The following is an 11,895-nucleotide window of genomic DNA, read 5'->3' as shown; positions in this document are numbered from 1 at the left end:
GCCGGATCGGTGTCCGGCTTCGACCTGCGTCGCCCGGGTTCGGTTTGTGGCACCTGTAGCCGCCCGGCGGCTAGGCGCACGACTTGGGGGCGTCGTCGCCGAGCGGGCCGTCGGAGGCAGGCATCGGGTGGACCCGGGCCGGGTCGACCGGCAGGCCGTCCAGCAGCGCCGCCCTGGCCTGGGTCTCGTTGCGGTCGGGGTCGCCGGACGGCAGGAACCGCTCGTCGCCCCACCAGAAGTCGACCCGCGACCAGTCGACGGCGTCGCGGGCCGGGCTGGCGAGGACCGCGGCGTAGATCTGCGCGGCGATCCGGCCGCCGGTGAGGACGAGGGACGCGACGCCCCGCTCCGCCTGCGCGTCCGTGAGCCGGACGATCAGGCGGGCGGCGGTCGCCTCGGCGAGCAGTTTCGGGTCATCGTGAATGACGACGGTCATGAAGCGACGGACTCCAGGGACGAGGGCGTAGCGGCCTCCGGGCGCTCGGCGAGCGCCGGGTCCTTCCAGATGTGCACCCGCGGCGCCCCGCGCTCGTCGAGGTGCTGCTTGCCGGTGGCGGCGGCGAGCGCGGCCGCGTATGGCTGGTCGGGGTCGAGCCGGCGCAGTTCCTCGGCCAGTTCCTCGCCGAGCGGGCGCCGGCTCAGCGGCAGGGTCCGGTCGGGCTGGCCGGTGCGCTGGAGGGTGGCGATGCCCGCGTTCAGGTCGCGGATGAGGTTCATGCTGCTGCCGTCGGCGAGTTCCAGGTTCACCGCCTCCATGATCTTGCCGGAGCCGGGCTTGCGGGTCGGGTGGACGCCGAGGCGGGCCTCGAGCCAGCCGCCGAGCAGCGGCGCCGTGGGGTCGAGGTCGGGTGCGATGATCTCGACGGACCTGACGCCGACCCGGGTCGCGTCGAAGGCGCCGGCGAGCAGCGTGCGCCACGGGGTGATCCGCGACCAGGCCAGGTCGGTGTCGCCGGGCACGTAGTCCTCGGCGCGGATGCGCAGCGCGTCCACGGGGTCGGGTGCCTGGGCGCTGTCGGTGATGCGGCGGTCCGCGACGACGCCCAGCGGGTCGTACGCGATCCGCTCCGGCGGCGTGCACTGCCACCAGGTCACCACCGGCACGTCCGGGGCGAGCAGCGGCATGACGACCGACTCGGCGTGCAGCGCGAGGCGGCCCTGCATGCGCATGACGACGGCCTCGCACGGTCCGAGCCGCCCGCCGACGACGATCTCCGCGTCGAGGCGGGACCGCTGCTGGGTGACGTCGGCGCGCACGATGATGAGCAGCCGGCACGGGTGCGCGGACGCGGCGATGGTCGCGGCGGCCTCCGCCTCCCGGACCTGCCGCTCGTCGACGACGGCGACGAGGGTGAGGGCGAGGCCGCTGGTGAGCCCGCCGGCGCTGCGCCGCTCGTTCGCCAGGGCCTTCACGACCTCGATGCCTGTGGTGTCCCAAAGTCCGATCATGACCAGTCCCCTTCGAAGAAACCTAGGCCCGGCGCCAGGCGCGGCCCTCGCGGGCCAGCATCTCGTCGGCGGCTCGCGGCCCCCACTCGCCGGCGCGGTACGGCTCGGGCGTCGAGCCCTTCCACGCCTCCTCCAGGGGGTCGATGACGTTCCAGCTCGCCTCGACCTCGGCCGAGTCGGGGAACAGGGTCTTGTCGCCGACGAGGACGTCGAGGATGAGCCGCTCGTACGCCTCGGGGCTCGCGTCGGTGAACGCCTCGCCGTACTGGAAGTCCATCGCGATGTCGCGGACCTCCATGGTCGTGCCGGGCACCTTCGAGCCGAACTTCAGCATCACGCCCTCGTCAGGCTGCACCCGGATGACCAGCTGGTTGTGGCCGAGCATCTCCACGTCGGCCTGGTGGAACGGCAGGTGGGGGGCCTTCTTGAACGAGATCGCGAGCTCCGTGACGCGGCGCGGCATGCGCTTGCCGGCGCGGATGTAGAACGGGACCCCGGCCCAGCGGCGGTTCTGGACGCCGAGACGGATCGCCACGTACGTCTCCGTCTTCGACTCCGCGGGGACGTCCTTCTCCTCCAGGTAGCCGGGGACGCGTTCGCCGGCGACCCAGCCGGTGAGGTACTGCCCGCGGACCGTGTTGGTGAACACGTCGGTCGGCACGGTGATCGCGTTGAGCACCTTGAGCTTCTCGGTGCGGATCGCGGTCGCGTCGAACGCCGTCGGCTCCTCCATCGCGACCAGCGCGAGCAGCTGCATCAGGTGGTTCTGCACGACGTCGCGGGCGGTGCCGACGGTGTCGTAGAACCCGGCGCGGGTGCCGATGCCGACGTCCTCGGCCATCGTGATCTGCACCGAGTCGACGTAGTTGGAGTTCCACACCGGCTCGAACAGGTTGTTGGCGAAGCGCAGCGCCAGGATGTTCTGGACGGTTTCCTTGCCCAGGTAATGGTCGATGCGGAACACGTCCTGCGCGGTGAACGCGTCGTCGACGAGGTCGTTGAGCTGCCGCGCCGACACCAGGTCGTAGCCGAACGGCTTCTCCACCACGACGCGGCGCCAGCCGCCGGACTTCGCGTTGTCGGACATGCCTGTGCGCTCGAGCTGCTTGAGCACGACCGGGAACGCCGACGGCGGGATCGACAGGTAGAACGCCGCGTTGCCGGGGATGCCGGACTCGTCGTGCAGGTCGTCGAGGGTCTGCGCCAGGTGGTCGAACGCCGCGTCGTCCTCGAACGAGCCGGGCACGAACTTGATGTTGCCGGCGAGGCGCGACCACACCTCCTCCCGCCACGTGGTGCGGGCGCCGTTCTGCGCGGCCTTGCGGGCGAGGTCCTCGAAGTCGCCGTCGCCCCAGTCGCGCCGGGCGAAGCCGAGCACCGCGAAGCTCGGCGGCAGCAGACCTCGGTTGGCCAGGTCGTACACAGCCGGGATGAGCTTCTTGCGGGCAAGGTCACCGGTGACGCCGAAGATGACCAGCGCGCACGGCTCGGGGATCCGAGGCAGTCGCCGGTCCTGCGGGTCCCGCAAGGGATTGGTCATCACACTCACCCTCCGAGGGCGGCCAACAGTTGGTCGATACCGGATTTCCGGTCGGTCAGGTGCAGTCGCAGCAGCGGCCGGCCCCGCTCCAGCAGGACCTGCCGGTCGTCGGCGGCCTCGGCGGCCTGCAGCTCGCCGAACGTGTAGGGACGTCCCGGGACAGCCAGGTCCCTCGGGACGGCACCGGTGATCTGGATGACGTTGGCTGCCGATGTACGGCCGGATCCTCCGGCGTCCGTGGCGGCCTGGACGGATTCGCCGCTCCAGGCGAGGCGGACGGCCCGGTCGACCCGGCCGGCGAGTCCGGTCCGCACCTCCAGCGCGGCGGCGTCGGCGGTCCGGTCGAGGTGCGCCAGCACGGTGAGCGCCGCCCCGGGCGGGACCGACCGGGCGAACTCGTCGATCGCCCCGATCAGCGTCGTCGCGGTCACGGCTCCGTGGACCTCCACGGCACCCTCGACGAACGCCGGCACCTGCGGCGGCACCCCGGTGTCGAGCACCCGCAGCACCCCTTCGCCCGACGACGGATCATCACCACCGTGCCCCTCGCTGCCGGACGCCAAACCGCCGGCGGGTGTGGAACCGGCCGCGCCGAAGCCGGCGGGGGCGGAGCGGGTCCGCTCGGGGTCCGCCGGCGCGGTGCCGATCAGCCCGGCGATCGTGAGGGCCTGCTCCCAGACGAGCAGCTGCACGCCGAGCGGCCCGTTGACGGCCAGGTCGGGGTTGATCCCTCCGCCGGGCATGACGCCGGGCACGAGCGGCCCGCCCGTGGTCACGCTGAGGACGTCGGGTCCTTCGTGCCCCCAGCTGCTCGGCGTCTCGAGGACGACCGGCACGGCCCGGGCGCCGGCACCGTCGAGCAGTGCGGCGACCCATTCGCCGAGCCCCACGAGCCCGCTGCCGTCGGCGGCCAGGGCGATCTTGTCCCGCCCCGCGGCGACGGCGGCCCGCAGCGCGGCTCCCAGCGCGACCGCGGGATGCGCGAACCCGGCGTCCCCGGCGGACGCCGGCGCTTCCGGCGCACCGGACGGCGCCGTGAACCCGGACGGGGGAGAGAACCCCGCCGACGGCAGCGAGAAGCCGGCGGCCGACGTGCGGCGGGGCGGCTCGGCCAGGGCGAACGCCTGCTCGACGAGCTCGTTGATGTCGGCGCCGGCCAGACCCGCCGGCACCAGGGAGTACGCGGACAGCGGGCCGGGCTGCGCGAGGAACAGCTGCGCGCCCATCTCCAGCGCCGTCGTCGCGAGCGGCGACCCGGGCCGGGTGACGAACACGAACCGCCGCCCGAGGTCGTGGATCCCCTGGTCCTCGAACGCCTGCAGGAACGCCCGGCGGTGGCTGTCGACGGCCAGGGAGACGGAGATCGGCGACGCCGCGGTGAGCACGACCACGGTGCGGCGCAGCGGGCCGGCGACGGCGGCGGCGATGCCGCCGGGGTCGGTGCCGGTCAGGACGGTCAGTGGCACGCCGAGCGTCCGGGCGATCGCGTCGGCGGCGCGGGCCGGCGCACCGTCGCCGGCGAGGACGACGCGGTCCAGGTCCAGGGCCCGCAGCTCCGTGCGGAGCATGGTGACCCTGGGGACCACGTCGTAGTCGGGGGACCAGTCGAGGGGGGAGCGCGGCAGGGCGCGGGTGTCGATCGCACCGGCGACGGCCGCGGCGCCGAACACCGTGAGCCCGGCCGCAGCGGTGACATCGTCGAGAAGATCAGGCACCCGCACCCCCCAAGAGACGGCCGGCCCGGATGACCAGCCTACTGAAATCGCGTGCCCTACTTGCCCGCTTCGAGGGCCGTCCGGACGGTCTCGATCATCTCGTTGCCGGAGACCGAGAACTTCTCGACGCCCTCGCGCTCCAGGACCTGCACGACGTCGTCGTAGTCGATGCCGATCGCGGCGAGGTCGTCCATGACCTGCTGGGCCTCCGCGTAGGAGCCGGTGATCGCGTCGAGGCGGACCTCGCCGTGGTCGGCGAACGCGTGGATGACGGCCTCCGGCATGGTGTTGACCGTGCCGGGCGCGACGAGCTCCTCGACGTAGATGACGTCGCGGTACTCGGGGTTCTTCGTCGAGGTGGACGCCCACAGCGGCCGCTGCGGGTGGGCGCCCGCGTCGGCGAGGGCCTGCCAGCGCTCGGAGGAGAACAGCTCCTCGTACTTCTTGTAGGCGAGCTTCGCGTTGGCGATGGCGGCCTTGCCCTTGAGCGCCGTCGCCTCGTCGGAGCCGATCTTGTCGAGCCGCTTGTCGTACTCCGTGTCGACGCGCGACACGAAGAACGACGCGACCGAGCCGATCTTCGCGAGGTCGTGACCGTTGGCCTTCGCCTGCTCGAGGCCGGCGAAGAACGCGTTCATGACCGCCTCGTAGCGCTCCAGGGAGAAGATCAGCGTCACGTTGACGCTGATACCCTCGGCGAGCACGGCGGTGATCGCCGGCAGGCCCTCCTTGGTCGCGGGGATCTTGATGAACAGGTTGTCGCGGTCGACGAGCCACCACAGCGCCTTCGCCTCGGCGACGGTGCGGGCGGTGTCGGCGGCGAGGCCCGGGTCGACCTCGATCGACACCCGGCCGTCGATGCCCTTGCTGGCGTCGGCGGCGGGCTTCATGACGTCGCAGGCCCAGCGCACGTCATACGTCATGAGCGCGCGCATCGCCTCGTTGACCTGCGCGTCGCGCAGGGCGAGGTCCTTGACCTGGTCGGCGTAGTCCTCGGCGGAGGTCAGCGCCTTCGCGAAGATGGTGGGGTTGGTGGTGACTCCCACGACGTGCTGTTCGCGGCGCAGCTTGTCGAGGCCGCCGCCGCTCAGTCTGGCGCGGGAGAGGTCGTCGAGCCAGACCGCCACACCTGCGGCGGAGAGCTCGGCCAGCCGATCGGAACTCATCGCAGTGCTCCTCTAACTCAGATGCCGATGTCTCAGTTGCCCGTGGTGGTGCCGGTGATCTCGCCGACCTTGGCGAGCGAGGCGTGCGCGGCCGCGACGACCTTGTCGGTGGTGAAGCCGAACTGCTCGAAGAGCACCGTGTGCGGGGCGCTCGCGCCGTAGTGCTCGATGCTCACGGCCACGCCGTGGTCGCCGATGATGTGCTGCCACGACATGGCGATGCCGGCCTCGACGCTGACCCGCGCCTTGACCCCGCTCGGCAGGACCTGCTGGCGGTACGCCAGGTCCTGCTCCATGAACCACTCCTGGCAGGGCATCGACACGACGCGGGTCGGGGTGCCCTCCGCCTCGAGCTGCCGCTGCGCGGCGACGGCGAGCTGCACCTCGGAGCCGGTGGCCACGATGATCACCTGCGGCTGGCCGTCGGATGCGTCCTTGAGGATGTATCCGCCCTTGGCGGTGCCCTCGGCCGGCGCGTACTCGTCGCGGTCCAGGGTCGGCAGGTTCTGCCGGCTGAGGGCCAGCGCGACCGGGTGGTCGGTGACCTCCAGCGCCCGGCGCCACGCCCACGCGGTCTCGTTGGCGTCGGCGGGGCGGACCACGGCCAGGCCGGGGATCGCGCGCAGCGCCGTCAGGTGCTCGACCGGCTGGTGCGTCGGGCCGTCCTCGCCGAGGCCGATCGAGTCGTGCGTCCACACGTACACGACCGGGAGCTTCATGATGGCCGCGAGGCGCACCGCGGGCCGCATGTAGTCGGAGAAGACGAGGAACGTGCCGCCGTAGGGCCGGGTCGGGCCGTGCAGCTTGATGCCGTTGAGGATCGAGCCCATGCCGTGCTCGCGGATGCCGAAGTGCAGCGTGCGGCCGTACTCGTTGCCGGGGAACGCCTTCGTGGCGAACTCGGCGGGCACGAAGGACGGCTCGCCCTCCATCGTGGTGTTGTTGCTCTCGGCGAGGTCGGCGGAGCCGCCCCACAGCTCGGGCAGCACCGGGGCGAGCGCGCCGAGCACGTCGCCGGACGCCTTGCGGGTCGCCATGCCCTTCTCGCTGGCCGGGAACTCCGGCAGCGACTTCTCCCAGCCCTCGGGCAGCTGGCCGGCGAAGAGGCGGTCGAGCAGCTCGGCGCGCTCACCGGCGGACTCCCGCCACGCCTCGAAGCCCTTGTCCCACTCGGAGTGCAGCTCGCGGCCGCGCTCGATGGCGCCGCGGGCGTGCGCGAGGACGTCGTCGGCCACCTCGAACGTCAGAGCCGGGTCGAAGCCCAGGACCTGCTTGGTCGCCGCGACCTCGTCGGCGCCGAGCGCCGAGCCGTGGATCTTGCCGGTGTTCTGCTTCTTCGGGGCGGGCCAGCCGATGATGGTGCGCAGCGCGATGAACGACGGGCGGCCCGTCTCGGCTTTCGCGGCCTGGATCGCGTCCCACAGCGCCTGCACGTCCTCGGCGTAGACACCGTCGCCGGCGTCGTGACCGGCGCGCCAGTCGACGGTCTGCACGTGGAAGCCATACGCCTCGTACCGCGCGGCGACGTCCTCGCTCTTGGCGACCTTGGTGTCGTCCTCGATCGAGATCTCGTTGTCGTCGTAGATGACGACGAGGTTGCCGAGCTTCTGGTGGCCGGCGAGCGCGCTGGCCTCGTGCGTGACGCCCTCTTCGATGTCACCGTCGGAGCACAGCACGTAGACGTGGTGGTCGAACAGGCTGTCGCCGGTCGCCGGCTCCGGGTCGAAGAGGCCGCGCTCGCGGCGGGCCGCCATCGCCATGCCGACGGCGTTGCCGAGGCCCTGGCCGAGCGGGCCGGTGGTGGTCTCCACACCGGCGGTGTGCCCGTGCTCGGGGTGGCCCGGGGTGAGCGAGCCCCACTGCCGCAGCGACCGGAGGTCGTCGAGGCTCAGCCCGTAGCCGGCGAGGTACAGCTGGATGTACAGCGTCAGGCTCGAATGCCCGCAGGAGAGCACGAAGCGGTCGCGGCCGAGCCAGTTGGGGTCGGTCGGGTCGTGCCGCATGACCTTCTGGAACAGCATGTACGCCGCGGGTGCCAGGCTCATCGCGGTGCCGGGGTGGCCGTTGCCGGCCTTCTCGACGGCGTCCATGGCGAGGACGCGCACCGTGTCGACCGCCCGACGGTCGACGTCGGACCAGGAAAGCTCGGGACCCTTGACCTCTTCAGCGCTCACGGCTGTGCTGCTCCTGTCGAACGAGGGTTTGATCAGCGGTGTTGCGGGGGCTCTTTCAGAACGACCCTACCCACGAATGGGTAGGCCCACGCGCAGTCGACCATGTTTCGGACATCGGCGACACTGCCTGCGGCAACGGTAGTCGATGCCCGCCGCGACCTTCACCGGCACGCGACTGCGCGGATGCGCGGAACCGGCGCCAAACCTGGATCGATTCAGCCCTGCGCGAAACTTTTGCTGCGACGGTACAGGCAGTCGCCGCGACGGAGGCGACCGCCGATGTGGTGGGGTCCCGCTCTGGCCTGCGTTGATCCTGTTCTAGGATGCGAGTGCCCGCCGGTCTCGGCGGGACCCTCGGTCTCGCCCTGCCGCCACGCGCCGTCACCCGGCCGCGGCCCCAAGGCAGGCGGTCCAGGTGCGGCCGATGCCGGGAAGGTGGCAAACCAGACGTGACGCAGCTCGTCGACCGTGCGGTCTCCCAGAGCGCGTCCGAGCCGGTCCGCCCCACGACGGCAGCGGCACTGGCCCGGGCACAGCAGCAGCAGGCGGCTGGCCGCCGCGCCGGCTTCGGCGCCGTGGTCAAGGCATACGTGTCACTGACGAAGCCGCGCATCGTCGAGCTGCTGCTCATCACGACGGTCCCGGCAATGCTCCTCGCGGAGCGCGGCCTGCCGTCGCTGTGGCTGATCGCCGTGGTGCTGGTCGGCGGTTCCCTGGCGGCCGGCGCGGCCAACGCGCTGAACTGCTACATCGACCGCGACATCGACCCGCTGATGAAGCGCACGTCACGCCGCCCGCTCGCCACGCACAGCATCACCCCGCGGGCCGTGCTGATCTTCGGGCTGATCCTGGCGGCGCTGTCCACGGTGCTGATGGCGACGTTCACCAACCTGCTCGCCACGCTGCTCACCGTCGGCGCGATCGCCTACTACGACCTCGTCTACACGATGTGGCTGAAGCGCACCACGCCGCAGAACACGGTGTGGGGCGGCGCGTGCGGCGCGGCTCCGGTGCTGATCGGCTGGGCCGCGGTCACCGGCGGCCTGGCCTGGCCGGCCTGGGTCATGTTCGCCGTGGTCTTCCTGTGGCAGCCGCCGCACTTCTACGCGCTCGCCATCAAGTTCAAGGACGACTACGCCCGCGCCGGCATCCCGATGCTGCCCGTCGTGGCGAGCATGCGGCGCGTCGGCCTGGAGACGGTCGTCTACAGCTGGCTGACCGTGGCCGCGTCGGTGGCGCTGTGGCCGTTCGGGATGACGCCCGTCTACGGCGTCGTCGCGGTCGTCGTCGGCGCGCTGCTGCTGCTGGAGGCGCACCGGCTCGACGGCCGGGCCCGCCGCGGCGAGCCGCTGAAGCCGATGCGGCTGTTCCACTGGTCGGTCACGTATCTCACGCTGTTGTGCGTGGCGGTCGGAGTAGACGTCTTCATCCAGTGATCTGGTTGCCGCCGGCGCCGTATCGATACCATCCGGGGGACCCCGGAGGTGCCGCCAAATGTCGAGCTTGAGCCGGTCTTGACCCGGAAACGCCCGAATTTTTGGCACAACGCGCCCGAGGGGTCGTGACGTGATGCATGTCTCTCGTTTGCCCTCGGATCCGGGCGCCTGAATATCCGCTTTTAGCTGGTTCTGTCGGGGCAAAACGAACGCCTGGTGAACTAAACCTGTCAGTAACTACGATCACATCAGACCGTCAGTTCACTCCCGACCGGCGGGTTACCCCTTTAGTGTGGCCGTCATGGCAGATGGTTCCGATACGACGATGACCCTGAGCCGCCCGGTGCCGGGCAGCCTGATCTCCGGCATCAAGTCCTTCGCGGACGACCACGGCGGCGCCAAGGCAGTCATCGAGTACGTCGGCCGGCGCGGTGCCCGCATCGTGCTCGTCGGGGAGGACGGCGTCTGGGGCGACCAGATGGCGGAAGGCACCGACATCGCGCGGTCCGCCTGCGCGCAGGCCGGAGTCAAGATCGAGAATGCCTGGGAGCGCGAGCTACTCGAGCAGATGCGGCCCAGCAACGACCTCTGGCGCTCCATGGGGCGGCGTGTCCTTTCCCGCTAGGGTCGGTATCTTCGCTCCGTGATCATCGAACAGTCATATTCCGCGACCCGGGCCCGTGCCCGGGTCGCTCTCGTTACCTGCGCCAAACTGCCCGACCTCGACGAGGACGACCAGAGCCTCGTCCCGGCCCTCGCCGCCGCCGGCGTCACCGCCGTCCCCGCCGTCTGGGACGACCCGGCCGTCGACTGGCCGTCCTACGACCTCGCCGTCGTCCGCAACACCTGGGACTACCCGGCCCGGCGGGCGGAGTTCACCGCGTGGGCCGCGTCCGTGCCACGCCTCGCCAACCCGGCCGACGTCATCGCGTGGAACACCGACAAGCAGTACCTCCGCGAACTCCACGACAAAGGCATCCCCATCGTCCCGACGCGGTGGCTCGACCCCGGCGACCCGATCGAGCTCGACGACGTCACCGGGACGGCCGCCGCCGAGATCGTGGTGAAGCCGGCCGTCAGCGTCGGCAGCGTCGACACCGGCCGCTACCGGCTGCCCGAGCAGGCCGACCTCGCCGCCGCGCACGTGCGGCGCCTGCACGACGCCGGACGGCTCGTCATGATCCAGCCGTATCTCGCCGACGTCGACACCGCCGGCGAGACCGCCCTGCTGTTCATCGCCGGCGCCTACAGCCACGCGATCCGCAAGGGCCCCATCCTCACCGGCCCCGACGTGGGCGTCGAGACGCTGTACCAGGAGGAGTCCATCACCCCGCGGACACCGTCACCGGCGGAACGCGACCTCGCCGAACGGGTCCTCGCGGCCCTGCCCTTCGACCGGGCCGGCCTGCTCTACGCCCGCGTCGACCTGCTGCCGACCCCGTCCGGCGACCCGGTCGTCATCGAGGTCGAGCTCACCGAGCCGTCGCTGTTCCTGACCACCGCCGAAGGCGCCCCCGACCGTCTCGCCCGGGCCATCGCCGACCGTCTGACCGGCCGCTCGTGAACATCTTCGAAGCGATCCTCCTCGGCTTCGTCGAAGGACTGACCGAGTTCCTGCCGATCTCCAGCACCGGCCACCTCACGATCCTGGAGAAGCTCCTCGGCTACTCGATCGACGACCCCGACATCACCGCGTTCACCGCGATCATCCAGACCGGCGCCGTCCTCGCGACCGCCATCTACCTGCGGCACGACATCGCCCGGATCGTCCCCGCGTTCCTCCGCGGCCTGTTCGACAAGACCCGGCGCGACAACCTCGACTACCGCTTCGGCTGGTCGGTGATCCTCGGCTCCATCCCGGTCGGGATCGTCGGCCTGCTCTTCAAGGACCAGGTCGAGACGACGCTGCGCAGCCTCTGGTTCGTCGGCGGCGCGCTCATCGCGTTCTCCGGCGTCATGTGGTTCGCCGACCGGGCCGCCACCCAGCAACGCCACGAGACCGACGTCACGTGGAAGGACACGCTCATCATCGGCACCGCGCAGGCCCTCGCCCTCATCCCCGGCGTCTCCCGCTCCGGCGCGACGATGTCCGCGGGCCTGCTGCGCGACTTCGACCGGGTCACCGTCACCCGGCTGTCGTTCTTCCTGTCCATCCCCGCGCTGCTCGCCGCCGGCGCCCTGCAGATCGCCGACGAGCACGACAACATCGCCAACGGCGTCGGCTGGCCCGCGACGATCACCGCGACCCTCGTCAGCGGCGCCGTCGGCTACCTGGCCGTCTCGTGGCTGCTGAAGTTCGTGGCGCGGCACACGTACACCATCTTCATCGTGTACCGCGTCGCGCTCGGCGTCCTCCTGCTCGTCCTCGTCGGCACCGGCACGATCGAGGCGACCTAAGCTTCCCGCCCGGGCCGC

Annotated in this window: 9 protein-coding genes and 1 pseudogene; 4 read left to right on the top strand and 6 right to left on the bottom strand. The window is 71.3% G+C overall.

Translation table 11 applies throughout. The annotated features are described in order from the left end of the window. Nucleotides 1-91: 91 nt before the first annotated feature. The 6 genes and pseudogenes from AB0J72_RS36755 to tkt form a co-directional block, all read right to left on the bottom strand. Nucleotides 92-436, bottom strand: a pseudogene (locus AB0J72_RS36755) (6-phosphogluconolactonase); the annotation flags it as partial. After that, the gene (locus AB0J72_RS36750) at nucleotides 433-1,449 is read right to left on the bottom strand and encodes a glucose-6-phosphate dehydrogenase assembly protein OpcA (RefSeq protein WP_363407194.1); all 1,017 of its coding nucleotides are present in this window, start codon (nucleotides 1,447-1,449) and stop codon (nucleotides 433-435) included. The gene AB0J72_RS36750 and the pseudogene AB0J72_RS36755, both read right to left, overlap by 4 nt. A gap of 22 nt (nucleotides 1,450-1,471) precedes the next feature. Further along, nucleotides 1,472-2,989 carry a glucose-6-phosphate dehydrogenase gene (gene zwf, locus AB0J72_RS36745; protein ID WP_344503004.1) on the bottom strand — a complete coding sequence of 506 codons (1,518 nt, stop codon included), beginning with the start codon at nucleotides 2,987-2,989 and terminating at the stop codon, nucleotides 1,472-1,474. Nucleotides 2,990-2,994: 5 nt separating this feature from the next. Then, nucleotides 2,995-4,704 (bottom strand): glucose-6-phosphate isomerase, encoded by a 1,710-nt coding sequence (locus AB0J72_RS36740; RefSeq protein WP_363407191.1) that lies wholly within the window; start codon nucleotides 4,702-4,704, stop codon nucleotides 2,995-2,997. A 56-nt stretch (nucleotides 4,705-4,760) separates the two neighbouring features. Then, the gene (tal, locus tag AB0J72_RS36735; RefSeq protein ID WP_363407188.1) at nucleotides 4,761-5,870 is read right to left on the bottom strand and encodes a transaldolase; all 1,110 of its coding nucleotides are present in this window, start codon (nucleotides 5,868-5,870) and stop codon (nucleotides 4,761-4,763) included. Nucleotides 5,871-5,902: 32 nt separating this feature from the next. Beyond that, the gene (gene tkt, locus AB0J72_RS36730) at nucleotides 5,903-8,044 is read right to left on the bottom strand and encodes a transketolase (RefSeq protein WP_363407185.1); all 2,142 of its coding nucleotides are present in this window, start codon (nucleotides 8,042-8,044) and stop codon (nucleotides 5,903-5,905) included. Nucleotides 8,045-8,493: 449 nt separating this feature from the next. Between tkt and AB0J72_RS36725 the strand changes: the two genes are divergently transcribed. The 4 genes from AB0J72_RS36725 (at nucleotide 8,494) to AB0J72_RS36710 (ending at nucleotide 11,877) form a co-directional block, all read left to right on the top strand. Further along, entirely contained in the window at nucleotides 8,494-9,480 is a 987-nt protein-coding gene (locus AB0J72_RS36725) for a heme o synthase (RefSeq protein WP_363407182.1), read from the top strand. A gap of 301 nt (nucleotides 9,481-9,781) precedes the next feature. Beyond that, nucleotides 9,782-10,105, top strand: coding sequence for a hypothetical protein (locus AB0J72_RS36720; RefSeq protein ID WP_344502999.1), 324 nt, complete (start codon nucleotides 9,782-9,784; stop codon nucleotides 10,103-10,105). A 24-nt stretch (nucleotides 10,106-10,129) separates the two neighbouring features. Beyond that, nucleotides 10,130-11,044 carry a hypothetical protein gene (locus tag AB0J72_RS36715; protein WP_363407217.1) on the top strand — a complete coding sequence of 305 codons (915 nt, stop codon included), beginning with the start codon at nucleotides 10,130-10,132 and terminating at the stop codon, nucleotides 11,042-11,044. After that, nucleotides 11,041-11,877 (top strand): undecaprenyl-diphosphate phosphatase, encoded by an 837-nt coding sequence (locus tag AB0J72_RS36710; RefSeq protein ID WP_363407179.1) that lies wholly within the window; start codon nucleotides 11,041-11,043, stop codon nucleotides 11,875-11,877. Before AB0J72_RS36715 ends, AB0J72_RS36710 begins: the two co-directional genes overlap by 4 nt. The last annotated feature ends 18 nt before the right edge of the window (nucleotides 11,878-11,895 follow it).

The sequence above is a fragment of the Dactylosporangium sp. NPDC049742 genome (genome assembly GCF_040674675.1).
GTDB lineage: Bacteria > Actinomycetota > Actinomycetes > Mycobacteriales > Micromonosporaceae > Dactylosporangium > Dactylosporangium maewongense.
The sequence above is the reverse complement of the archived record's forward strand: the minus strand, read 5'-3'. Positions and strand labels throughout refer to the sequence as shown.

Coding starts and splice junctions, on each gene's coding strand:
- AB0J72_RS36720 (WP_344502999.1), top strand. CDS start 9,782: ATGGCAGATGGTTCCGATACGACGATGACCCTGAGCCGCCCGGTGCCG.
- tal (WP_363407188.1), bottom strand. CDS start 5,870: ATGAGTTCCGATCGGCTGGCCGAGCTCTCCGCCGCAGGTGTGGCGGTC.
- zwf (WP_344503004.1), bottom strand. CDS start 2,989: ATGACCAATCCCTTGCGGGACCCGCAGGACCGGCGACTGCCTCGGATC.
- AB0J72_RS36750 (WP_363407194.1), bottom strand. CDS start 1,449: ATGATCGGACTTTGGGACACCACAGGCATCGAGGTCGTGAAGGCCCTG.